Origin of the sequence: Longispora albida DSM 44784 (genome assembly GCF_000379825.1) — a bacterium.
GTDB lineage: Bacteria > Actinomycetota > Actinomycetes > Mycobacteriales > Micromonosporaceae > Longispora > Longispora albida.
On the sequence record NZ_KB903820.1, the window covers coordinates 24,708 to 48,322 of the forward strand.

Here is a 23,615-nt window from a genome sequence, read left to right on the forward strand (position 1 = left end):
GTTGCGCCTTGTCGTACTCCGCCGCGATGTTGCGCGTGACCCGTCTCCTAGCACGACTCCTGGCCGGCCATCCAGAAATATGCCAATACCCTCAAATCTCATATTTGACGCATTAGATTTTCAATGCTGCCGGGACGTACCGCGGCCCGGCAGGTAGCGGGGGTGTTGCTTATGAATCGCACGAAACTCGAGCAGTGGATTCCGTCGGACGCCAGCCCGTCCAGTGGCGAGGTGCTGGTGGCGACCCAGATCGAACATCCGGTACGCGGCCAGATGGCCTGCCCGGCCGCTGACCTGGTCGGGGCCAGCCTGCGCAGGCACGGGCTCTCGGTCAGCTACGGCGCGATCGTGGCTGGCGGACCAGGCGGACCTGGTGCGGAGGCCGGGATCGTGTCCTATCTCGACCGGGACGGCTCGCCCTCCGGCCTGGGAGCGGTGCCCTGCCCGGGCGACCCGCACAGCCGCCGGCTGGTCGCAGAGGTGATGAACGGCTGGTCAGCCGTGTTACGGACCCGGCGCCTGATCCTCGACACCACGCCAGCCGTGTGCACGGGGCAGCAGGAGGTCCTGCGGCTCGTCGACGAGGTCGCAGCCCCGGGCACGTACGTCGCCGGGCCGTCCGGCACCGACCCCGGCACACAGGACGACCTGCAGCGGCAGGGTGTGGTCTTCGGCGCGGACCCCGGCGACGTGCCGGCCGGGGCGACCCTGGTGATCCCGGCATCCGGGATCGACCCGGGCTCCGCCGAACGGGCCGCGCGCCGTGGCCTGCGGATCGTGGACGGCACGTGCCCGTGGGTGCGGCGGGCGCAGGACGAGGTCCGGTTCCGGCACGCCGACCACGACGAGCTGATCGTCGTCATCGGGCCGGAGGACGTGCGGTGCCGTTCGTCGATCCTGTCCCAGGCGGCCCGCACGGTCCCCGTGTCGCGGCCCGCCGACGTCGCCGGCCTCCGGCCAGCCGATCCGGCCGCCGTGTCCTATGTGGTCACACCGGGATGCTCCGTCGAGGCGATCCTCCCCGTGATCGCGGCTCTCCGGGCCCGCTTCCCGGCCCTGCGCGGCCCGCATCCGGACGGCTGGTGTTACGCGGCCACGGACCGGTTGCTGGCGATCAGGGCCGCGGTGGCCTTTGCCGATCTTGTGCTGGTGTGCGGGGCTGCCGGCTCGGCCGACGCCCAGCGGGTGGCACGCGTGGCGGGGGAGCGGGGTGCCCGCGTCGAGCTGATCAGCGCGGCCGGGGACATCCGGCCGGAGTGGCTGGCCGGAGCGTCCACGGTGGCCATCCTCCGCTCGGTGTCGGCGAGTCCGGGCCTGCCGGAGGCTGTGTGCGCGGCACTGCACGGCCTGGGCCCGGCCAGTACGGTACGCCGGGGCGTGGCCAGCATGCCCGGCCCGGCCGGTCGCCTGCCCGCCCAGCCGCTCAACGTCATGCCAGCCCGGACGGTGTGCGGGTAACGCCTACCGGTGCCGGTTCCCCGCTCGTACCCGGATCGCCTCCGCCAGCAGGGAAGCGGCGGCAGGCTCACCCGGATACGAGCGGAGTCCGGCGATCACCGACCCGATGGCCTTGCCGACGCGTCCCGAGGACAGGCCAGCTGCCGTGCCGAGCAGGTCGCGCCACGTTCCGATGGCCTGCTGGAACTGGCCGTCGGCCAGGTACTGGCTGCCGAGTTCCGCCTGGATCAGCGCTCGCGACCGCCGTTCGGCTGCGGGCCGTCCGGCCAGGGCGGCCCGCAGCGCCGTGATGGCCGCCCGCCGCTCGCCGAGTTCCGAGTGGACCTTGGCCTCGGCGAGCGCGAGGGCCTGGGCGTGGAACTGGCCCACCGGGCCGGCCTGGCTCGCCGCGTGCCCCAGCCCGGCCCGCGCGGACCGCAGGGCGGACTCCGCGCCGTGGCGGTCCCCGGTAGCGGCCGTGGCGACGGCGAGCTGACTGCCGAGGAAAGCGCGGTCGGCCGGCGTGAGCTTGCCGCTGGCCGCCGACACTGCCGCCTCAGCGAGGTCCCGAGCCTGCCGGTGGTACCGCAGATGGTGTGCCTGCACCGACAGCGCCCGCAGCGTGATCGCCCGCGTACGGAGGTCACCCGACTCGCCGGCGAGCCGCAGCGCGACGAGGAAGTACCGCTCAGCCAGCGAGTGCTGCTCGTCGTCGAAGCACGCGAAGCCCGCCAGGTACGAGGCCTGGGCTGCCAGGTGCTGGATCCGGGCCCGGATGCGCGGAGGGGCGGTGGCGCGCAGCATCGGCCGCAGGTGACCGGCGAGGTACCCCGAGATCGCCGCGCGCACGTGACCGCCGCCGAAGCAGGCCTCGCTCGCCGACAGTACCGAGATCATCTGCTCGGCGGCCGCCACCTCCTCCCGGCCGGCCCGCGGCTGGCCAGCGCCTCCCGGCCGGCGCGGCGGGCCGTAGTCTCCCGTACCAGCGGCGGCGGTGAGCGCGCCGAGGTCGAAGCTCGCGGCCGGTGCGTGCCTGGCACGCCGCGCGGCCTGGCTGCCCAGCGCGGCCAGCTGTTCGGAAGGGTCGGCGGCCAGCAGGCTCACGGGCGCTGGTGCCAGCTGGACCGCCGGTGCCAGCCCGGCGTCGGCTGGCGTGACCGTGCGGCCCAGCCGCCGGGTCAGCACCTCGGCCACGATGTCGGCGGCGGGCTGGCGCGGGCGGCGGCCTGCCAGCCAGTGGGACACGGACGTGCGGTCGTAGCTCATCGGCTGGCCCGACTCCCGCGCACAGGCGTTGACGGCCCGGGCGAACGTCTCGCCCGTCCAGCCCGCTTCGCGGAGCAGGTTCCGCAAGGCGGGGTTGGGCACCCGCTTGCCAGCCATCACTCCTCCGATCGAACGGCAACCATCACTATGTCAGGCGGTGTCGCGGGAGGAAAGAGCGCGCCGTGATCAGCGCTGATGTCTGCTCGGATGGTGATAGGCCTCGATGCCGTTGCTGGCGGCCCCCGTGGTCGTCTACCACGTGACGGGCAGCGACCGCAGGCCGTAGATGCTGGAGAAACCGCGGAACTCGACCTCGTGGAACGGTGTCGCGAGCCTCAGTGCGGGGAATCGGCGGAGCAGCGCTGGTATGGCGACGCGCAGCTCGTGCCGGGCGAGCGCGGCGCCGAGGCAGAAGTGAATGCCGTGGCCGAAACCGAGGTGATGCTCGGTGTCACGGGTGATGTCGAACCGGTCCGGGTCCTGGTAGAGACTCTCGTCGCGGTTGGCGGTGGACATCGACATCATCACGTGCTCGCCGGCTTTGATGAGCTGGCCGCCGAGCAGTACGTCCTCGGTGGCCGTGCGGACCAGCCCGGTCTGCACGACGGACAGGTAGCGCAGCATTTCCTCCACGGCGTTGTCCACAGTGGCCGGATCGTCGCGGACGGCTGCGAGGGCCGGCGGGTGGCGCAGCAGGAGCAGCGTGCCCAGCGCGATCGTGCTGGCCGACGTGTCCTGGCCCGCGATGAGCAGCCCGTTGACGAGCCCGATCAGCTCCCGGTCGGTCAGCTCTCCGCCGTGGTCGCGTACCAGGGTGCCGAGCACGGTGTCGTCCGGATCCTCGCGCTGGCTGGCGGCGAGCCGCGCGGTGTAGTCCCACATCGTGGTGAACGCGCTGGCGAGCTCCTCACCGCTGAGGGTGCGGTCGAACGCCCGGTACGCGAGGTGCTGGAAGTCGTCGAGATCCTCGGCGGGGACGCCGATCAGCGCGCAGAGAGCCAGCGTGGCCACTGGCTGGGCGTAGGAGACAACGAGATCAGCTGGCGGGCCGGAGCGCTCCATTGTGTCCAGGCAGCCGTCCACGATCCGGGAGACGCGGGTACGGAGCTGTGCCATCCTCCGGGCGGAGAAGGCCGGGCCGATCATCCGCCGCAGCCGGGTGTGTTCCGGAGGGTCGTTGCCGGGCAGGCTTCCCGGCTGCCGGGTCGGGCTCGCGATGGCCGCCCGGCCCGTGGAGTGCGGCCGGGTGACAGTGGGCGGCGTGAGGGCTGTGCTGAACCTGCGGTCACTGAGCACCTGCCTGACCTCGGCATGCCGGACTACCAGCCAGACCGGCTCGCCGTTCGGGGCGAGCTGCCTGGTCGGCGCGGTCAGCGCTCTCAGGCCGAGCAGCTCCTGCGCCGGATCGAACGGGCAGCTGGCGGCATGCCGGTAGGCCAACGGCAACCAGGTACCGGCCACGGAACGCTCCTCTCAGGTCAGTGTCCGGGCGGCGTGCACGATCCGCCGGTCAGGATCGGCGTACCGGCGGCCCACGGTGTGCCAGGCGTGCACGGCCGCCGGCCAGCACGACGACGCCTCGGCCTGCTCCAGCAACGAGGGCGGCTGGCCGGCCAGCTCCCGGATGGCGTCGACGAGCCGGTCCCGCTGATGCCGGAGGGTCTCCACGACCGCCATGCCCATCCGGCACCCGGTGACCAGGGGAACCGAGTGCTCGCTGGCCAGCACGAAGGCGATGTTCCTGACCTCGGGGTACGCCAGGTCCTCCTGGACGCGCGCGAGGTCGTTGTTCAGCGCGCACAGCTTCAGGTCGATCATGCCGATCTCGGCCAGCAGCGCACCCGCGACACCGGAGGGCAGGCCCTGTCCCGCGTACCACTGGTGGATGGTCATCAGCCCGTACACGGCGAAGGAATGCGCGCGCAGGTCCAGGTACTCCGCCAGCGGCGGCAGCCGGTCCTCCGCGATCACGTCCCGTTCGTGCTGGTCCGCGTGCAGGTTCGCGGCGAACCGGTCGGCCAGCACGGGGATGATGTCGGCGGCGCCCAGCCGGAGCAGGTGCTCGCGCATCCCGCCGAACGTACGGGCCGTGGGCGTCGGCCTGGCCGCCGAGCCGGTACGCAGCGCGCGGTCGGCGGTCGCCGTGATCTCCGCGATGCTGACCCCGTGGTCGAGCATCCCGTCGTCGATCGCGGTGGTCCACGCGAAGAACATCGCGACGGGCATCCGGATCTCCGGGGGAGTACCGGGCATGCACATGCGGACCATGCGCCCGCACTCCAGCATGGCCAGCTCGTCGGCGTTGCTCTCGTCGTACACGCCGGCGTCCAGCGCCCACTGGTCCACTTCGTCGTCGAACGGCTCGCGGACGGGTACTGGCGTGATGGGCGGGTACGCCGCATCCAGGCGCGAGCGGATCCACGGCATCAGCTCGCCGACGGCGCCGGACTCCTTCTGGCAGCGGGCAACCAGCTCACCCAGCTGTGACATGGGGAAGGTCCCTTCGTCAGGCGCCGAGCCGCCGCTGGCGGCTGGCGTAGGCCCGCACCGCGTCGGTGAGGTCCTCGCGGGTGAAGTCCGGCCACAGCCGGGGACAGAAGTACAGCTCGGCGAGCGCCGCCTGCCACAGCAGGAACCCGGAGGTCCGCAGCTCGCCGGACGTGCGGATGATCAGGTCGGGGTCGGGCTGCCCTGCCGTGGACAGCTGCCCGGAGACGTGTTCCTCGGTCACCTCGGTGATCCGGCCCGCACGCAGGGCGTCGGCCAGGGCGCGCACCGCGTGGAGCAGATCGCTGCGCCCGCCGTACGCCAGCGCGAGATTGACGGACATGCCGCCGTTCCCGCACGTCGCGCGTTCGGCGGTGTGGAGCAGCTCGGCGAGTGTGCCGGGCAGCAGCTCGGTGCGGCCGATGGCGCGCAGCCGCCATCGGCCGTCGCTGGCGAGCTTGTTCACCACCTCGGCGTCGATCGTGTAGAGATCCTGGAGCTCGGCGGCGGACCGGTGGGCGACGTTGTCGTCGGAGAGCATCCACACCGTGACGAACCGGATGCCCAGTTCCTCACACCAGGACAGCACCTCGGGGATCTTCCCGAACCCGGCCCGGTGCCCGTGCCCGGCGGTGGCCAGGCCGTGCGCCCGCGCCCAGCGCCGGTTGCCGTCGAGGATGATGCCGACATGCTCCGGCACCTGGGCTGATGCTGGGGCCGATCCGGGAGCGGCCTGGGGAGACGTCGTCATGCTGGCTCCCTGTGATGACAGGAACACAGTAAGTATGTCCTCAGTGAACACGACGCGCTTGATCATGTCCAGATGAATCATCACCAATACCGCTGTACTGTCCTTAAAGGAACAAGTGCACGCGGCAGGGGCTCGATTTCTGGTACGTGTGCGCCAGTATCCGGGCCGTGGTCTTCGTCAGGCCGGGTGGACGAGGTGGCTCTCGCTTGGCCAGGATTCTCCCCAGGTGGGACTTCACGGTCGCCTCCGCCAGGTGCAGGGTGGCCGCGATCTCGGCGTTGGACCGGCCGCGACCCACCTCGGTCAGCACCTCGCGTTCCTGGGCGCTGAGGCGGTTCAGCCGTTCCTGATGTTCTGCGCCACCGTCGCCTGGCACGTGAGGGCGGAGGTTCTCCAGGAGCCGCCGGGTGATCTGCGGCGAGACCACCGCGTCGCCGGCGGCCAGGGTGCGGATCGCGGCGAGAAACTCCACGGGGGTGTCGGCGTCTGCTGGTCACCGATCCGCCTGACCGTCTCCCGGGGGCTCAGCCGGCAAGGAGACGGTGAGGGACTGGCCCAAGTGGTCGGAGAGCGTTTCGGGGGAGACCAGGCGGTAGCTGTGGGTGCGGAGGGTGGCGGACGTGAAGGCCCAGTCGAGGCGCCATAGCGGTGCGCTGGCCGGCCAGGTCGCCGGGTAGGCCGAGGGGCTGGCCGCGACGGCGTCCCTGAGCCGGTCCGAGATGTCCGTGAGCTCGGGCATGGCTGGGCTGGTGTTGAAGTCACCGGCGAGCAGAACTGGATGAGGGTTGGCCGCCAGATCCTGCGCCAGGCCCCGGTACTGGGCACGGCGCTGCGGGTCCGCGCGCCGGACGAAGGCATAGCACGCCCGGGACAACGGGTTCACCAGCTTGAGCTGCACCGCGATGTGCACGTTGTACACCGAGAGGATCCGTTCACCGACGCGCAGGTCGGTACGCAGTACCTTGGCGTCGCGGAACTGGGTCTCGAAGTCGCCCGAGCCGTGGTCGGGGGCCACGGCCGGCTGGGCGGCGATCGGGTACCGGGAGAGGGTGAGCAGCTCGCCCCGGACGGCGATCTGGTAGTCCGGGAACTCCCTGCGCAGCCGGGCAAGGTCGTCGACCGGCCGCTGCCCGTCGATCGGATCGGCGAGGTCCCAGCCCAGGTACTCCTGGAGGAGGTACACGTCAGCGCGCTGGGCCCGCAGGTACCGGTAGAAGTGTTCTGGATCTTCGTCCTGGTCCCAGTACTCGGTGTTCCAGGCGAACACGCGGATCGCGCCGGCCGGGACGAACGACTCCCCGGCGAGCGGGAACCGCAGGCCACTTCGCGGCGCGCCGAGCGCCAGGCAGGCCACGAGCGCGCCGGCCAGCCAGCGGTTGGCCTGCCGGCCGAGGACAGCGAGCATCAGCAGCAGTACCGGAATCGCCACCAGCAGGACCGGGGGCAGGCTCGCTGGAATCTGCCAGAACCACCAGCGGCCCGACAGTGCCAGGTGGGCGAGCAGGAACGCCGCCCATCCGGCCGTCGCCCAGATCAGCGCCCGGCCCGGCCTGGTCCGGACCTGCGCGGTCTCCGCGACCACGAGCCCCATTCAGCGCACCGAGAGCCACATGTCCTGGGCGGCGTGGTCGGACAGCCGCTCGGACGACGTGATCGTGAGCCGGTGCACCGTCACCGGTCCCCGGGTGAAAGCCCAGTCGAGCCGCCACAGCGGAACCCTGATCCCGTCGTCCGTCGCGAACTCCCTGGGTCCGGGCATCCGCCAGGTCAGCGGGACCAGCTGCCGGCTGGCGTGGCTGGCGTCGGTGGCGACCGCGCGCAGCGCGTCGGCGCTTCCCGCCGAGGCGCTGGCGTTGAAGTCGCCCGCGATCACCGACGGGTTCGGGTTGGCTTTCAGGTCGGCGGCCACCGCGCCGATCTCCGCGGCCCGCCAGTCGAACTTGCGCCGGAAGTAGGAGTCGAGATCCTTGTCGCGGGGGAGCCGGGGGTCGAGGTAGTTCAGGTCCTTGGCCACCGGTACCGAGAAGTGCACGTTGTAGGTGGACAGGACACGGCCGTTGACGTCGATGTCGGCCCGCAGCACCTTGTCGCGGAGGAACTTCTGCCCGAACGAGGCGTCCTGCGGTACCTGCGTGACCGGACCGAACCGTGGCGTCGCCACGATGGGGTACTTCGAGATGGTGGTCAGCTCGCTGCCCCGGGCGATGTGGTACCCGGGGAACAGCGTGCGCAGTTTCTCGTCGTCCTCGACCGGGACGTAGGACTCCTCGGCCGTGCCCTGTACCCAGATGGCGGACTCCTGGAGCATGTACACGTCCGCGCGCTGGGCGACCAGGAAGCGGTACATCGCCTCGGGGTCGGCGTTGTTGTCGCCCCACACGTTGGTGTTCCAGACGAACACGTGTACCGCGCCGGGCGGGATCCGGTGCTCGTCCCAGAACCGCAGCGCGTGCCAGTTGACCCCGGTCTGGTCGATCCCGGGCAGCAGACCCAGCACCACAACGAGCGCCGCCCAACGCCGGCGCCGTCCACATGCGAGTGCGCTGGCGGCCAGGAGCAGGATCGGGATGACCAGCAGCAGGATCGACGGGACGGCGTCGAGCAGGGTGGCCCAGTGCCAGCGGCCGGTGGTGGCACGGCGCACCAGGCTGTAGGCGAGCCAGAGCGCGGCGAAAACGATCAGGACCCTGCCGTACCACAGGCGGGCCACGCGGGCGATCCGCCGCCACCGTGGCGGGGTCTCGGCCGGCAACTCCGCCTCGGTGTCCTCGGGCGTCGTGGTGAGGGTCATGGCCGGGTCCTTTCTGGACGGTACATGCGGCGGAACCGCCCGCTGACGGCCCACTGGGCGAGCCCGCAGCCCAGCCCGGCCGCCACTGAGGCGTTCATCAGCAGGTGCACCAGGGTGAAGACGACGGTGAACGGCACGCCGCGTTCTGCCCGGACGAAGCGGTACTGGCCGGGGTCGAGGGCCATGAACGCGGCGAGCAGGCCCAGCGAGCCGAGCGCGGACCACGGGCTGAGTGCGATCCCGGCCACCGACAGCAGGGTCAGGCCGGCCAGTACCGTGGCGAAGGCCCGGCCCGGTGTTTCCACGCCCTGCATCGCACGGCCGCGGTCCAGGTAGAACGGCACGCGGAGCCGGCTGCGGACGAACGCCTTCCGCAGGATCGGCCACAGCCGGGTCTCGTCGGACAGCTGGCCGCTGACCTGGCTGGTCAGCAGCATCCGGTGCTGCCGGGACAGCCGCTCGGCGTGGTCGATCTCCTCGGTCTGGCGCAGTGCGGGGTTGAACCAGCCGGCGTCGTCGAAGGCCCGGCGGGTGACAGCCCCGAGCGCGTAGAAGCCGCCGCTCACCTCGCCTTCGGCGCTGCGCCGCCAGTAGTGGTACTGGAGGATCCGGTACTGGCAGATGAGGCCTTCGTCGAACAGCGGCACCTTGTCGGGCACGCCGAACACCGCGCCGTAGGGTCCCAGGAGCGCGACGGCGTTCGCGATGGCGTCCGGGTACATGGTCATGTCCGCGTCGATGAAGAAGATGATCTCGCCGCTGGCGTGCTGCACGCCCAGGTTGCGCGACGCGCCCGGGCCACCGTTGCACACTGCCGTCACGAGCTTGCACGGGTGCCTGGCCGCGAGCAGCGCACTGTCGTCCGTGCTCGCGTCGTCCACCACGATCACCTCGTACGGGTGGTAGCTCTGCCCGGAGATCGAGTGCAGGCACAGGTCGATGGTGTGGCTGTCGTTGTACATCGGCACCACGACCGAGACGAGCGGCCGGTCCTCCGCGGTCACTGATGGCTCCTCTCAGGAGTAGCGATGGACTATCTCGAAGCCGGCCAGGAGCACGAACCAGATCGCGGCGTTGATCACCATGAGGCGATCGCGGAGCAGAATCCGCACCGGGTTGTCGCCACCGGCATGCACCAGCACCACCTGCAGATACCGGAAGACCGCGAACAGCGCGCACAGCACCGACACCAGCGCCGCTTTGGGCAGCTGTATCTCGACACGCAGGTAGACCAGGTAGGAGACCAGAATGAGCCCGGCGCACAGCACCAGTAACTGGTCAATGAAACCTGTGGTGTACCCGCGCAGGGCCGGGCGCAGCCGGGCACCCAGCGCGGCCAGCTCCTGCCGGCGCTTGCCGAGCACGAGCAGCAGGCACGCGCCGAGCACGCACAGGCCGAGGCTGTCGGATACCGTGTCGCCCGTCGCCAGGTAACCCTGGGTGACCCGGAGCACGAAGCCGCAGGCCACCACGAACAGGTCGAGCAGCGGTACCCGCTTGAGCCAGGCGCTGTAGCCGGCGTTCAGCGCGAGGTAGGCCAGCAGCGGCCACCAGCCGATCACCGGCCAGGCGAGCACCATCGCCACGATCGCCCCGGCGAGGGCCGTGGCGAGCAGGGCGGCCGGGCGTACCCCGATCCGGCCGGCGGCGATCGGGCGGTGCCGCTTCACCGGGTGCAGCCGGTCGGTGCGCCGGTCTGCGATGTCGTTGATGACGTACACGGTCGCGGAGGCGAGGGTGAACGCGGCGATCGCCCACAGGGTACGGAGCAGGATCCCGGCGGTCCACGCTGGAGCGTCGAGCAGCGGCAGCGGTACTACCAGGATGTTCTTCGCCCACTGCCCGGGGCGGAGTAAGGACAGGTAGCCGCGCAGTTCCGTGCGGCTCCTGGTCAGCTCCGGCAGGGTGTCCTGGCTGTCGACAGCGGCCATCAGAAGAACACCTTCGCGGCCCCGAGTACCCCTTGCCGCCACGGATCGCGGCTGGTGCGGCCGCTGGCAGCCGGGGCGGGGCCGGCCGTGCGGCGATGCGCGAGCCACCAGTCGAAGGTCCGCAGGATGGCATCGCGGTTGGACAGCTTCGGCGCGAAACCGAGCCGCCGCTGGGCTCTGGCGACGCTGACGTAGGAGTCGGCCATCAGCTTGTGCAGCAGACGGCCGTACACGGGGGACAGGCCGGCCCGGCGCAGCAGGTCCAGGGCTGCCAAGGCAGGCCGGGCCGGCAGGGAGATCACCCGCTTGCCGTGACCTGCCGCGTCCAGCACGGCCTGGAAGTCCTCGCGTAGCGTGCCGAAGTCCGTCGCGGCCAGGTTGTAGGTGTCGTTCGCGATCTCGCCGGGCGCTTCGAGCACGGTCACCACCGCGTCGACGAGGTCCTCGACGGCGAACATCTGGATCTTCACGTCGCCCCGGCCGAGCACGGGGAAGTTCCGGCCCTCCGCCGCCCATTCGAACAGCATCGAGAACAGGCCCATCCGGCCGGGGCCGAGGAAGGTCTTGGGGCGGAGGATGGGCACGCACAGCCCCTCCGCCCGATGTGCCTCGGCGACCTCCTCAGCCGCGCTCTTCGCCGCGCTGTACGGGTCCACCGGCTCGCGGGGATGGTCTTCTGTGGTAAGTACGACCGAAGGCAGCCCGTACACGGCCGTGGACGACACGTGCACCGCCCGGTGCACCCCGGCTGCTGCGGCGGCACCGAGTACCGAACGCGCACCGTCCACAATGATCGACCGGATCTCGGCTTCGGGGTAGCTCGGCAGCGCCGAGGCGCAGTGCACCAGCACATCGCCGGAGGACAGTACCCGCCGGAGCGCGCCGGTGTCCCGGATGTCGGCCGTCGACCAGGTCAGGCCGCGCGGCATGGCTTCGGGCTCGCGCACGTCGACGCCGTGCACCTCGTACCCGCCGGCCAGGAGCCGCTCGGTGAGGCGCCAGCCGAGCATGCCGGCGGCGCCCGTGATGACCGCCCTGGTTACCACAGGTTACTCACCTTCTCTCGGAGGAATCTGGCCACCAGCCGGCCGAGCCCGTGCGACAGCACCTGGTCGAGAGCGTCAACTGCGCCCTCTGCCTCGGCGGGCTCCGTGATCAGCGAGGGCGCGATCACCAGCGGGTTCAGGCCGTTGAGGGTGTAGTACGTGAAGATGTCGTGATCGTGGTAGAGGGCGTTGATCACGGCGCAGGTGACGAGCTTGGTCTTGAACCGGGGGTCCCGGGCCATCCCGCCCGGTGCCAGCTTGGCCACGAGGTCGAGTACCTTCGGCCCGCCGTCGATGAACACGCCCCACAGCGCGCCCGAGCCCTCGGCCCGGCCGATCGCCTCGGGGTGCTGCTTGGCCAGCCGGTCCAGCGCCGGCCCGAGTACCAGTTCCAGGGCGCGCGCCCTGGCCGGGTAGTCGTCCTCGACCGCCACGTTGATCGCCTCGATCGCGGTGGCGCACTCCTCGCCGAAGCCGTAGTAGGTGGTGCTGGTGCTCTGCAGCAGCGCGTCGCCGAGGCTGTCGTAGGCCTTGCGGTAGACGGGTTCCCTGGCGACGTATGCCGAGACCGAGGACTTGCCGCCGCCGAAGGACTTCGAGGTGGTCAGGACGTCCGGCACCAGGCCCGGATAGCGCGTGAAGTAGAACAGGCTGCCGGTCTTGCCCCAGCCGGTGTAGATCTCGTCGAAGATCAGGATGATGTCGTGCTCGGTGCACAGCTTGCGGACCCCGCGGAGGAACTCCTCTGAGCAGTACTGGATCGTCGAGGCGCTGAATGGCTCGATCAGCAGCGCGTACACGTCGCCCCGGTGCTGCTCCACCAACGCGCGCACCGAGTCCAGGTCGCCGTAGCGGAACGTCGCGATGCCCGGAATGGTGGGGAACTGGAAGGCCTGGCCGGCGCCGGTCAGCCCGCCGCTGCCGAGCAGCTTGCCGTGGAAGCTGATGTCGGCCCGGAGCACGGTGTGCCGCTTACCGCCGTGGTACTTGTAGGCCAGCTTCACCGCGCCCTCCACGGCCTCGGCCCCGGAGTTCGGCAGGAAGGACATGTTCAGGTCGCCGGGCAGTACCGCCGCGAGGTTGTGCGAGAGCGCGGCCAGGTATGGCGAGAAGTAGGTCTTGTGTACCTCCATCCGGCGCTCCCGGGCGAAGCGTTCCCGGACGGCCAGGATCCGGGGGTGGTTGTGCCCGTGGTTGAGCACGCCGACCCCGCCGGTCAGGTCCAGGATCCGCCGGCCGTCGCGCTGGTACAGGTACGCGCCCTCGGCCCGCTCGACCAGCTCACGGCCGAAGCCGAACGAGGTCATCAGGCTGACCTGGCTCTTGTTGACGTACCGCCGGTACAGGTCCTGGACCTCGCCGGCCCCGAACCGCTCGCATTCCTCAACGCTGTACAGCTTGGACACTCTCGACTCTCCGACTCGTGCGTGCCGTGGCCAGGACAGCCAGGGACAGGAGGACTTCCACAACGACGCAGACCACGCGGCTGCTGATCGCGACGGCGCCGGCGGTACCCCAGGGCAGGACGGTCGCGAGCGCGGTCATGATGACCACCTCGCGGACCCCCCAGCCGTCCGGCACGATGAACGCCAGGCTGCCGCTCACCGTGGCGAGCGCGAAGCCGCCCATCGCCGGCAGCAGGGCGAGGCCGGGATCGGCGCCGAGGGCTGCGGCCAGCGCCCACAGGTGCAGGCCGCTCACCAGCCACGAGACCAGCGCCAGTACCGCCGACCGCCGGATCGCGCCCCGGCTGGGCAGCTCGATCCGCCGCCGGTACCGGCCGGCCAGGCTGACCAGCGGGCGGAGCGCTGCCTCTGGCCAGCCGGCGAAGAGCAGCAGGGCGGCGACGGGCACGGCCAGCCAGCCGGCCTGCCGGCCCAGAGCCGCAGGCGCGACCAGCAGGCCAGCGACCGAGCCGGTGAGGATGGTCAGCAGGATGCTCAGGAAGTACGCGCTGGTCATCCGCCCGGCCGAGATGCCCCGGTCGCGGCCGTGCTGGACGTGGGTCACCACGCCCCAGATCCGGCCGGGCAGGTACTTGCCCAGCTGGCCCAGGAAGAACACCTTCGCCGCCGCCGCGCCCGGCAACCGGGCCCGGTCGGTGTCCAGGAGCCTGTGCCAGGCGAGCACGCCGAGGCCCAGCCCGGCGGCGTTGGCCAGCAGTGCCGCCGCAAGCCAGGGCAGCGCCCGGGGCTGAGCCAGTGCCGCGACCGCGCTGGCGCCATCCCGCCGCAGAGCCAGCCCGAGCGCGGTGATCGCGGCCAGGACGGTCGCAGCGGTGAGGATCTGACGGAATCTCCACCGGAGGAGACCGACCGCTGCCCCCGCGACCAGCGCCACGTGGGTGAGCAGGTGGACGCCGATGAAGAAGAGCGCGAACGCCGCGCCCTTCCGGCTGGCCGCGAAACGGAGCAGGCCGGCGTTCACGCCGCAGAAGAACAGGAGCAGGGCCACCGGCACGGCGAGCCATGCCGCCGAGACCAGGCCCAGCGGAAGGCTCGCCAGGGAGCCGGCCACCGCCAGGATGCCGAGCGGCCGGTTGGCGGTCAGCGATGCCCTGCCCTTCCGCCGCGCGCCCAGCACAGTCCGGGCCAGCAGCTGGGACCGGCGGAACTGCTCGCGGAGCAGCGGCACCAGCCGGTCGGCCTCGTCGTGCCGGGCCACCACCTGGTCGGTGAGCAGGATCGGCCGGGGTGCGAGCCGGTCGCTGTACTCCAGGTCTTCGGAGTCGCGGAGGGTCTCGTCGAAGGGGCCCACCGCGTCGAACACGGCCCTGGGCATCGCGGTCTGGGCGAAGAACGCTGTCCGGACTGGACCGACGGCGGCCTGGCGCCACCAGTAGGCGTGCAGGGTCTTGTACCACTCGACCGGGCCGTCGTCGATCAGCGGCTCGGCGGCGATGATCCCGTGTACACAGTCGTAGCCATCGGCGAGCAGCCGCACCGCGTTCTCGATGGCATCGGGTTCGAGCGCCTCGTCCGCGTCGAGGAAGAACAGGATCTCACCGGTACTGGCCGCCACGCCGGCGTTCCGGGCCGCCGACACCCCTTGGTTGACCGGCAGCTCGATCAGGTGGCACGGGTACCCGGAGGCGATCTCCCGTGACTGGTCAGCGCTGCGGTCGTCGACAACAAGAATCTCATGAATCTTTAAAGTTTGCGAACAGATAGAGTCCAGGCAGGCGCCCAGCGTCTTTTCCGCGTTGAAGCAGGGCACGATCACCGACACGGGGGGTGGGTTCGACATGCGCTCGATTCCTCATCGATCGACGACCCTCAACGTTCGCGCAACGTCGCGCACCTCCTTTCTATGGCCTCGGCCCGCCGGGCGCCCGTACCAATTCCCGCCCGGGAATCCGTGCCAATTCGGAGCTGTCGATGCTGCTGAACCTCGATGAACAGACCGGCCCCAGGCACGCCCGCGTCGCGTCGGCACTGCGCGCCGCGATCCGCCAGGGCCGGCTCAGCCCCGGCGCCAGCCTGCCGCCGAGCCGGCAGCTCGCCGCGGAACTCGGGTACTCCCGATGGGTGGTGACCGAGGCCTACGCCCAGCTGACGGCCGAGGGGTACCTGGAAGCCCGCACCGGCTCGGCGACCCGCGTCAGCACACTGTGGACGGACCAGGCGCCCATGCTTGTCCAGCCCGCGCCGCCCCCTTCGCCAGCCGAGCCCCGGTATGACCTGCTGCCCGGCATGCCCGACCTCCGCGCCTTCCCCCGGGCCCGCTGGACCGAGGCGCTCCGGGAGGCTTCCCGGACCATGACCCACCACGACCTCGGCTACCCGGTCCTGGCCGACGGCGGGCTGCCCGAGGTCCGCCGGATCCTGACGGAGTACCTGGTCCGCAACCGGGGCGTCACCACGGCCGGTACCGAACTGCGGATCACCAGCGGGGTCTGCGACGGGCTCAGCCAGGTGTTCCGGGCCCTGTATCGCAGCGGCATCCGCTCGGTGGCGGTGGAGGACCCGAGCTGGCAGCGCCCGGTGCGCGCCGCCCGCCAATGTGGACTGACCGTGGTACCGATCGGAGTGGACGACGAGGGCATCCTCGTCGAGGAGCTGTTCGGCCGCCCGGAGGTCCGCGCGGTGCTGGCCACCCCGGCTCACCAGTTCCCGATGGGCGTCGTGCTCAGCAAGAGACGGCGCAAGGCGCTCCTCGACTGGCTGCGGCAGGTGGGCGGGGTGCTGCTGGAGGACGACTACGACACCGAGTTCCGGTACGACCGTTCGCCGCCGCCGGCGACGCAGACCCTGGATCCGGAGCGGGTCTTCCTGTTCGGCTCGACCAGCAAGACCCTGGCCCCGGCCGTCGGCGTCGGCTGGATGCTCCACCCGGCCGCGTGGTCCGAGGCGCTGCGCGAGGCGAACCCGGTGGTGGCCAGCCCCTCTGCGCTCGCGCAGACCGCCTTCGGGCACCTGGTGACCACCGGCGCGTTCGACCGTCACCTGCGGGACAGCCGGCGCAGGTTACGCCGGCGGCGCGACACCCTGGTCCAAGCGCTCACCGAACAGCTCCCCAGGCACCGGCTGTCCGGCATCGCGGCCGGCCTGCACATCGTCGTGCACCTCGACGGCAGCTCGCCGGTCGACGTGCCGGCCATCGTCAGCGAGACGCGCGCCCAGGGCATCCGCCTGTGCGACCTCGACACCTTCCGCAGCGAGCCGGACCCGGAGCGGCCAGGACTGGTCCTCGGCTACGGCAACCTGGCCGACGCCGTGGTCACGGAGGCCGTCACCCGGCTGGCCGGCCACCTCGCCTCGCGGTGATCACCGGCAGGGCGGGCGTTTGCTGTCCCATGTGCTGCGCGCCGTTCCTGGCCCAGTCTTCACATGGCCCACCCCGACGGTCAGCGCACCGCGGCAAGCGCACGAGGTAACAGAAGAGCAAGATCTTGATCTGGTACGCCGTGATCGCCCCGGGCGGGACGGGTCTGGGCGGTGCGGGCAGGGCCGTCCGCGCTCAGTCCGCACGGAAGTCCCGGGCCAGGATGTGGCCGAGCTGCAGCCGCCCGGTGGCCCGGTAGCGGTCCATCAGGGTGCGGACCTCGGCCGCGATCGTGCGCCTGCTCAGATCGAGCCGCCGGGCGACGCCCTCGTCGGTGTGGCCGGCGACGAGCATCGCGACGATCGCCTGCTGCCGGTCGGTGAGCCTGACGTCGGGCTCGGCGTCGGTCCAGTGCCATTCGAAGAGGGCCTGCAGTGCCTCGACGAGCACCGGGTCGGTGACCGGGACCTGCCGGCCGGCCATGACGAACGCGGCGAACCTGCGGTCGACCACCATCAGAGTGCCGGGCAGCTGCCGTGTCCTGCGGTGCCCGGCGAGAATCTCGGCGTCGGCCGCCGGCGGCGCGAATTCACCCCCGGCCAGGCTGATGCCGCGGACCGCGACGCCCCGGCCCCACGCGCCGAGCAGGCCCGGGACGCGTCGCTCGACATCGGGGAGGCCGGTCGTCACCACGTCGCACATGAGCAGGATCTCGGCGCGGGCCTGGTCGAGCACGCCGCCCGGTGGCGCCGCCACGCCACCAGCGGCCGGAGGCAGGGGCGACGCGGGCCGTGACGTCAGGTGGCGCAGGACCGGCCGGTGCGGGCGGGCCGCCCACAGCGGCCCCTGGATCGCAGCGACCACCACGGCGAGATCGTGCGCGCCGAGCGCCTCGACGGCGGGGCGGACCCGGGAGGAGTGCAGGCCGAGCAGCCGGCTGAGGTCCTGCTCGGCGGCCGGTCCGGAGTGGACGAGGGTGCGGTACACCAGATCGGCGTCGGGGGACAGGCCATGCCGGGTCAAAACGGGGATCGGATCCGTCATGGGTCCAGGTTCGCACAAATGCGCAGTGAGGGGCATCAATGTCTGGCGTGTCGGTTCCGGCCGGGACACGCTGTCGACCGGCGGGCCACCGCCCGCCGGGACCACCACGACGAAGGAGTTCTCATGGCGAAGAAACTGCGCAGGGCCCTGGCCGGAATCGCCGGGGCGCTCGCCCTGTTCGGGAGCCTGGCCGTCTCGGCTCCGGCCACAGCGGCCCCCGCGAACACGGATCCGGCCCCCGCGAGCACGAGTCAGGCCCTCGCGACCTGGAACCTGCACACCGCTCTGAACGGCAAGTGCCTGGACGTGCTCGGCCTCAACAACAACAACGGCGCGCCCGCCGGCGTGTGGGACTGCTGGGGCGGATCGAACCAGAGCTGGTACTGGGACAACGGCCGGATCCGCAGCAGCTTCAACCACAAGTGCCTGGACCTGCTCGGCTTCAACAACAACAACGCCGCCCCGGTCGGCATGTGGGACTGCAACTGGGCCTCCAACCAGCAATGGTCCTGGTACGGCTCGATGATCCGCAGCGGCATGAACGGCAAGTGCCTGGACGTGCAGAACTTCAGCAACGCCAACGGCGCGCGGGTCGTCATGTACCCGTGCTACAACACCGCCAACCAGCGCTGGTACCACTAACCGCATCGGGGTTCCGCACCGCCCGGCGCGGAGCCCCGCCCCCTCCGGCACGCCGCGCCCGATGACTGCCGCCGAAAGACCGGGGTTCGGCGGCAGTGCCGGGGCGCCAGCGAGTCACCAGACGATAACGATATCCGCCGTCGCACGCTGAGGAAGCGGATCGGGCGGCAGCAACGACCCGATCCGGGGCAGGCAGCTTCGGGGCAGGCCGAAACTCGTCGGTTCACGACCGCGCATCCCCCATGGTTCTACGGGAGCGTGTATGTCCAGATCGGACACGAGGATCAGAAGACGCGGCCCGCCGAGGCCCGCAACGCCCGTTGTAGGCTCGGGACCGGCTTGAAGCGGGTCAGGCTCACCGGCGAGCGTGACGAGGCCACGAACCGGCAGGCGAGCAGGTCCCTGACGGAGGCTTCTAGAATGCCCTGATGTCCGCCGGCCTCGTTCCTCACACCTGCCCGGGCTGCGGTCAGTCGAGTCAGATGCTGCCCGAGCTCCGGTTCAGGCCGTGTCGGCGGTGCACCGCGATCGAGCTCTGGCCACGGATCCCGCCGTCGGTTCAACGGGAATTCCTTGAACAGGTGGCCGCCGGGAGGTTCGTGCATGCGATGGGCAAGCTCTGGCAGGCGGACCTGGCCGAGAGGCCGGAGATTCCGGTACTGCACGAACTGATCGACCTGGCCGGCAGCGGGGAGATTATCGCCACCTAGCTCAGAGGGCGGCCCCAGCGATGAGGTTCGCCGCCGAGCGACGCGCCGGCTCAGAGGTGCCAGACCGACAAGCACAGCGGTATCAATGCTCCGATGTGGTTGGTGTGTCTTTGCTGGGTTCCTGCCGGCCGGTAGGGTCATTGCCGGTGTGCCGGGAAGCCTGGTCGGCTCCGTGACCGTGTGGTCGCGTGGAAGCTGACCGGAGGTCTGTGATGCGCGCGCTCGTCTCGGTCCCTGTCCGGCTCATCGCGGCCCCGGCCGGCCAGCTGTCCTCTGCGGCATGTCGCCGGTCATCGGCGCCCGCCACCGGCATGCCTGGAGCGTGGCGGAGAGGTGTCAAACAAGCCGGGCAGGATGGTTGGATGGGTAACCCACTGGCTGTCGAGAGGGCAGGGAGTTATGGACACTGAGCGCACGTCGTTGCCGGGTATCGGGTTCCAGCACGTGTTCACCACCGCGCGCAACCGGCGGATCGGGGTGGTGTCGCACCGCAGTGGCCGACGCGACCTGGTGATCTACGACAAGGAAGATCCCGACAGCGCCCTGGTCAGCGTGGAGTTGAGCGTCGATGAGGCCAACGGGCTGGCGGAGCTGATCGGCACGCCCCGGGTGACCGAGCGCCTGGCGGAGCTGCGCCGTCAGGTCGACGGGCTGGCCACCGCGCAGCTGGCGATCACCGACGGCTCTCCGTTCGACGGCAACACTCTGGGCGACACCCAGGCCCGGTCCCGTACGGGCGCGTCGATCGTCGCGGTGGTGCGCGGCCACGAGGTGGTGGCCAGCCCGCGCCCGGACTTCACGTTCCACGGCGGCGACATCGTCGTCGTCGTCGGTACCGAAGAAGGTGTGGCCGCGGTCGCGACCATCCTCACCAGCGGATAGACCCCACTTACCCCTCACGGCGGAAGGACCCTTCGTGCACGGAAGCATCCTGCTGGTCGAACTCGGCGCCGTCATCCTCGGACTGGGCCTGCTCGGAGCGCTGTCTGTGCGCTTCTCGATCTCCCCGATCCCGTTATACCTGCTGGCGGGGCTGGCGTTCGGTCAGGGCGGGGTGCTACCGCTGGCGACCAGCGAGGTGTTCATTTCCACCGGCGCCGAGATCGGCGTCATCCTGCTGCTGTTCACCCTGGGCCTGGAGTACACCGCCGGTGAACTCGTCTCCACCCTGCGCACCTCGGCGCCGGCCGGCCTCGTCGACCTGGTCCTCAACGCCGCACCCGGCGTGGCCGTCGCCCTGATCCTCGACTGGGGGCTGGTCGCCGCCGTCGCCATGGGCGGCATCACCTACGTCACCTCCTCCGGGATCACCGCGAAGGTGATGGGCGACCTCGGATGGCTGGGTAACCGCGAAACCCCCGTCGTTCTGTCACTGCTGGTGTTCGAGGACCTCGCCATGGCCTTGTACCTGCCGATCCTCACGGCACTGCTCGCCGGCGTCGGCCTCCTCGGCGGGGCCGCGACCCTGGGCATCGCCGCGGTCACCATCACCGTCATCCTGATCATCGCTTTGCGCTACGGCCGCCAGGTCGAAAAGCTGGTCGCCTCGCCCAGCGACGAGGTACTGCTCCTGAAGGTCCTCGGGTTGGTCCTGCTGGTCGCGGGCATCGCCCAGCAGCTGCAGGTCTCCGCCGCCGTCGGGGCGTTCCTCGTCGGCATCGCCTTGTCCGGGCCCCTGGCCCACACAGCCCGGCAGATCCTCACCCCGCTGCGGGACCTGTTCGCCGCCGTGTTCTTCGTCTTCTTCGGCCTCAACACCAACCCCGCCGACCTGCCTCCCGTCGCCGGCATCGCCGCACTGCTAGCCGTCGCCGGCATCGGGACGAAGCTGGCCACCGGCTGGTGGGCCGGCCGCCGCGCCGGCATCGCCACCACCGGCAGGCTCCGCGCCGGCGCGGCGCTGCTGCCGCGCGGCGAATTCAACATCGTGATCGCGGGCCTTGCGGTAGCCGCCGGCGTCAACCCGCGCCTCGGCCCGCTGGCCGCCGCCTACGTCCTCATCCTCGCAGTCACCGGCCCGCTGCTCGCCCGCGCCGCCGAACCCCTCGCCCGCCGCCTCCGCCGACCCCCCGCACCCGCGCCAAGCCCATGACCACGGCGCCGCACTACGACCACGGCACCCTCCACCCCGACTGCCGGCGGCCCTGCACCGCGCCCTGTTCGTCAACGCCGACAGCCGGGGTGGCAGCAGCCCCACGCCGGAGCGCAGTGGCGAAGCAGCACGGTGCTGAGTACGGGTGGCGTGCCGCTGAGGGCTTCACGCCGGGTCTCTTATGGCCTCTGTGAGCCGGTGCCAGCACGACGGAGGCGCTCGCGGGCCTCATTCTCCGACAGGGAGGTGATGGGCTGCCCGACGGCATGCTGATGTTTGGCGTCGAAGGCCCTGGTCCAGACGCCTGCCGCCCACGACCGTTCACGTTCGTCGGCGCTGAACTCCCGGCCACGCGCCTGGCAATACGCGACGAGAAACCGCTCGGTGTCCTCGACGGTGGCGAGTTCGTCCACGCTGACGGTCGAATACAGCGCGGCAGCAAAGCCGGCCAGGACGGGTTCACTTTCAGCGATCACGCTGTCCCAGTCGTGCACTACCAGCAGCGCGTCTGCGCTCCAGCGCAGGTTGCCGGCAAGCCAGTCACAGTGGCCGATCACGGCGCCGGACTCGCTGGCTCGCAGCCGGTCGCGGGCGCGGCGCCCGGCATCGTCGATCCATTCTGCGCCGGCCACCTCGTTGAGGTTGACACCGGGATCCTCCTCCGGGCACGGCCACAGACCATCCCCGGCATGGTTCCAGGCCGCCCACGACGGTGCCGGGTCGAGCGTGGACACCTCGACTGGCCGGGGAGCTAGCCGGATCAGTCTCGCGAACGCCTCAGCGGAGGCCACGACCGCGTGGTCCGTGCTCGGGAGCATCGCACCGCCGGGGACGTAGGTCTCTGCGGTTGCGACGTCGCCGCCGAAGGCAGCAGGGCCGGTGAGCGGCCGGGGACACGGATAGCCGGCCTGGAACATGCGGCGCTGGACTTCGACGCATGCCGCTATCCGCAGCGAGTACGGGCGAACCTTGACCACGACCTCACGGCCGTCAGTCAGCCGGAGCCCGACAACGGCAGACAGGTACCCGGACCTGAACAGCTCCTCGGATGGCGGGCTGCCCAGATGCTCCAGGCACCACCGAGCAAGGTTGCCAGGATCGACGGCACGCCCGCGAGGTGACATCTGAGCATCTTCCCATGCGCTCATGGCCCTGGGCGGGCACCAACACCACGATCGCCCGGCCGCAACCTCTCCAAACCGGTCAGGTCACCCGCCTGGCAAATTACCGAAATGCCGAACCCGTGCCTGGCGACCCCGACGCCGGCTGATGCTTCGTGCAGCCGCTGCCCACTCAGCCTGGTTACTGCTGGCGCCGGGCGGCCGGGCGGTTACGGGCGCAGCAGGCACCGCCATGACAATGCCCGCCGCCGAGCGGCTCGGCCTGGAGATCAAACGGGCCGAGCAGGAACTGATGAGCGCCAAGCAGGCAGCCCTGCGGGAGGCGGGGCTGACCGTGGGGCAGTACGCGGCGCTGTTCGCCCTCGCTGAGCAGCCCGGTATCTCCGGCGCGGCCCTGGCCAGGGCCTGCCTGGTCACCCCGCAGAACATGGCGGCGGTGCTCAAGGTCCTCGGCTGCGCCTGCCACTCCGAGTAATCGAGAAACGTGGATGAAACTGTGGTCGCTGCCGAAGGTGCCGACCCTCAGCGGCCTCGCAAATGCCCTACAGGATGGAAGGGTCGCGCGCCTGGTAAGTACATTCTCGTCTTTTGTGGCATGTGGGAGCTGGGTCACTGCTGGGCTGAAGCCGGGAGGGGCTGCGGACGGCGCGCTGCTGCTTTATCGTGCCTTGATCGCCGCCGCCTGAGCTGACCGCACCGCGACCGCCCCGGCGGGCGGCACCCCACCCCCGAGAAGACGGGACACCGATGAACGTCCGCACCAAGCTGGCCGTGCTGCTGGGCGCCCTCGCGCTGGCTGCAGCCGGCACGGCCGCCCCGGCCCAGGCCGCCGAACCCACCTCGGCCTTCACCGTCCAGCACAAGCACGCAGCCTCGGGCGCGCTGGCGGTCGGCGCGAAGGGCACCATCGTCTGGTACAACCGCTCGATCGACGTCACCGGCCTCAAGCTCTACGTCCAGGACGGCGAGTGCGAGTACGGGTGGCAGAACGCGGCTATGGTCGCCTTCGACGCGGACGGCAACGTCATCGAGAAGCGCATGCTGTTCTGCTACCCCCAGAACGGATCCACCTGGCACAGCCTCCCCACCTGGTCTGTCGAGGCGGGCACGATCTACGGCGGGGTCCGCCGGGTCGAGGTCTGCGTCTTCGACAACGAACACGGCCAGGAGACACCGATCTCCTGGAACGCCTACAACCGGCCGGGCCTCAGCGGCCACGGCGCCTCCCAGCCCTGCAACGGCGCCCGGCCCTGGGGCTGGTGACCGCTGTGAACACTGCCGGCGGGTAGCCGCCGACTACCGCGCCGCACACGGCGTGTCCGGCCAGGAGAGTCCAGGCAATGCTCGGTCCAGCGAAAAGGCCCCGCGTCATGCCCGCGCTTCACGGCTGCTTGCCGGCGGAGGGGCTGCAGCGCAACGCCGCAGCCCCTCTTCGCAACGGCCAGACGAAACTGAATCGCCCCATGTCGCGGCTCGATCCTCTGAGACTGCTGACAGGTTAGGGGAGACCGGAATGCCCCAGTGCCTTGCTGA

Annotated in this window: 22 protein-coding genes; 8 read left to right on the forward strand and 14 right to left on the reverse strand. The window is 70.8% G+C overall.

The window, feature by feature from the left end:
• The first annotated feature begins 171 nt into the window (after positions 1–171).
• A complete protein-coding gene (locus tag A3G1_RS38470) occupies positions 172–1,458 on the forward strand; it encodes a hypothetical protein (protein WP_018349761.1) in 1,287 nt (428 codons plus the stop codon).
• A 3-nt stretch (positions 1,459–1,461) separates the two neighbouring features.
• On the opposite strand, the gene A3G1_RS0112240 is transcribed toward A3G1_RS38470, so the two are convergent.
• From A3G1_RS0112240 to A3G1_RS39585, 12 genes are all read right to left on the reverse strand, one after another.
• Positions 1,462–2,820: an NsdA family TPR-like regulatory protein gene (locus A3G1_RS0112240; protein ID WP_018349762.1), complete on the reverse strand. Its 1,359-nt coding sequence runs from the start codon at positions 2,818–2,820 to the stop codon at positions 1,462–1,464.
• A gap of 135 nt (positions 2,821–2,955) precedes the next feature.
• Positions 2,956–4,164 (reverse strand): cytochrome P450, encoded by a 1,209-nt coding sequence (locus A3G1_RS0112245; RefSeq protein ID WP_018349763.1) that lies wholly within the window; start codon positions 4,162–4,164, stop codon positions 2,956–2,958.
• A 12-nt stretch (positions 4,165–4,176) separates the two neighbouring features.
• Positions 4,177–5,193, reverse strand: coding sequence for a terpene synthase family protein (locus A3G1_RS0112250; RefSeq protein WP_018349764.1), 1,017 nt, complete (start codon positions 5,191–5,193; stop codon positions 4,177–4,179).
• Positions 5,194–5,209: 16 nt separating this feature from the next.
• The gene (gene uppS / locus A3G1_RS0112255) at positions 5,210–5,941 is read right to left on the reverse strand and encodes a polyprenyl diphosphate synthase (protein WP_083936899.1); all 732 of its coding nucleotides are present in this window, start codon (positions 5,939–5,941) and stop codon (positions 5,210–5,212) included.
• Between the two features lie 103 nt (positions 5,942–6,044).
• A complete protein-coding gene (locus A3G1_RS34525; protein WP_018349766.1) occupies positions 6,045–6,413 on the reverse strand; it encodes a response regulator transcription factor in 369 nt (122 codons plus the stop codon).
• A gap of 21 nt (positions 6,414–6,434) precedes the next feature.
• A complete protein-coding gene (locus A3G1_RS34530) occupies positions 6,435–7,532 on the reverse strand; it encodes an endonuclease/exonuclease/phosphatase family protein (RefSeq protein ID WP_018349767.1) in 1,098 nt (365 codons plus the stop codon).
• On the reverse strand, positions 7,533–8,732 hold the full coding sequence (locus A3G1_RS0112270; protein ID WP_018349768.1) for an endonuclease/exonuclease/phosphatase family protein: 1,200 nt from the start codon (positions 8,730–8,732) through the stop codon (positions 7,533–7,535).
• Positions 8,729–9,736: a glycosyltransferase family 2 protein gene (locus A3G1_RS0112275; protein WP_018349769.1), complete on the reverse strand. Its 1,008-nt coding sequence runs from the start codon at positions 9,734–9,736 to the stop codon at positions 8,729–8,731. The genes A3G1_RS0112270 and A3G1_RS0112275 overlap by 4 nt, the downstream gene beginning before the upstream one ends.
• 12 nt (positions 9,737–9,748) lie before the next feature.
• Positions 9,749–10,663: a UbiA prenyltransferase family protein gene (locus A3G1_RS0112280; RefSeq protein ID WP_018349770.1), complete on the reverse strand. Its 915-nt coding sequence runs from the start codon at positions 10,661–10,663 to the stop codon at positions 9,749–9,751.
• Positions 10,663–11,709, reverse strand: a complete 1,047-nt coding sequence (locus tag A3G1_RS0112285) for an NAD-dependent epimerase/dehydratase family protein (RefSeq protein WP_018349771.1) — start codon at positions 11,707–11,709, stop codon at positions 10,663–10,665. The genes A3G1_RS0112280 and A3G1_RS0112285 overlap by 1 nt, the downstream gene beginning before the upstream one ends.
• Positions 11,703–13,016, reverse strand: a complete 1,314-nt coding sequence (locus A3G1_RS0112290; protein WP_083936900.1) for an aminotransferase class III-fold pyridoxal phosphate-dependent enzyme — start codon at positions 13,014–13,016, stop codon at positions 11,703–11,705. The genes A3G1_RS0112285 and A3G1_RS0112290 overlap by 7 nt, the downstream gene beginning before the upstream one ends.
• Positions 13,017–13,092: 76 nt before the next feature.
• Positions 13,093–14,955: a glycosyltransferase family 2 protein gene (locus tag A3G1_RS39585; RefSeq protein ID WP_157641087.1), complete on the reverse strand. Its 1,863-nt coding sequence runs from the start codon at positions 14,953–14,955 to the stop codon at positions 13,093–13,095.
• A 131-nt stretch (positions 14,956–15,086) separates the two neighbouring features.
• On the opposite strand from A3G1_RS39585, the gene pdxR reads away from it, so the two are divergent.
• A complete protein-coding gene (gene pdxR, locus A3G1_RS0112300) occupies positions 15,087–16,475 on the forward strand; it encodes a MocR-like pyridoxine biosynthesis transcription factor PdxR (RefSeq protein ID WP_018349774.1) in 1,389 nt (462 codons plus the stop codon).
• A gap of 193 nt (positions 16,476–16,668) precedes the next feature.
• Here pdxR and A3G1_RS0112305 read toward each other — a convergent pair whose 3' ends face one another.
• Positions 16,669–17,517 (reverse strand): LuxR C-terminal-related transcriptional regulator, encoded by an 849-nt coding sequence (locus A3G1_RS0112305; RefSeq protein ID WP_018349775.1) that lies wholly within the window; start codon positions 17,515–17,517, stop codon positions 16,669–16,671.
• 123 nt (positions 17,518–17,640) lie between these two features.
• Between A3G1_RS0112305 and A3G1_RS34540 the strand changes: the two genes are divergently transcribed.
• From A3G1_RS34540 to A3G1_RS34545, 4 genes are all read left to right on the forward strand, one after another.
• A complete protein-coding gene (locus A3G1_RS34540; RefSeq protein ID WP_018349776.1) occupies positions 17,641–18,159 on the forward strand; it encodes a ricin-type beta-trefoil lectin domain protein in 519 nt (172 codons plus the stop codon).
• A 428-nt stretch (positions 18,160–18,587) separates the two neighbouring features.
• Positions 18,588–18,869, forward strand: coding sequence for a DNA gyrase inhibitor YacG (locus A3G1_RS0112320; RefSeq protein ID WP_018349778.1), 282 nt, complete (start codon positions 18,588–18,590; stop codon positions 18,867–18,869).
• Between the two features lie 399 nt (positions 18,870–19,268).
• Entirely contained in the window at positions 19,269–19,751 is a 483-nt protein-coding gene (locus tag A3G1_RS0112325; RefSeq protein WP_018349779.1) for a cation:proton antiporter regulatory subunit, read from the forward strand.
• Between the two features lie 34 nt (positions 19,752–19,785).
• Positions 19,786–20,961: a cation:proton antiporter gene (locus A3G1_RS34545; RefSeq protein WP_018349780.1), complete on the forward strand. Its 1,176-nt coding sequence runs from the start codon at positions 19,786–19,788 to the stop codon at positions 20,959–20,961.
• Between the two features lie 179 nt (positions 20,962–21,140).
• Here the strand turns inward: A3G1_RS34545 and A3G1_RS0112335 are convergent, their stop codons facing one another.
• The gene (locus A3G1_RS0112335; protein WP_157641088.1) at positions 21,141–22,085 is read right to left on the reverse strand and encodes a phosphotransferase; all 945 of its coding nucleotides are present in this window, start codon (positions 22,083–22,085) and stop codon (positions 21,141–21,143) included.
• A 229-nt stretch (positions 22,086–22,314) separates the two neighbouring features.
• On the opposite strand from A3G1_RS0112335, the gene A3G1_RS34550 reads away from it, so the two are divergent.
• Together A3G1_RS34550 and A3G1_RS34555 are read left to right on the forward strand one after the other, a co-directional pair.
• Positions 22,315–22,557, forward strand: coding sequence for a MarR family winged helix-turn-helix transcriptional regulator (locus A3G1_RS34550; protein ID WP_245563488.1), 243 nt, complete (start codon positions 22,315–22,317; stop codon positions 22,555–22,557).
• A gap of 272 nt (positions 22,558–22,829) precedes the next feature.
• Complete coding sequence (locus A3G1_RS34555) at positions 22,830–23,345, forward strand: hypothetical protein (RefSeq protein ID WP_018349783.1); 516 nt, start codon at positions 22,830–22,832, stop codon at positions 23,343–23,345.
• The last annotated feature ends 270 nt before the right edge of the window (positions 23,346–23,615 follow it).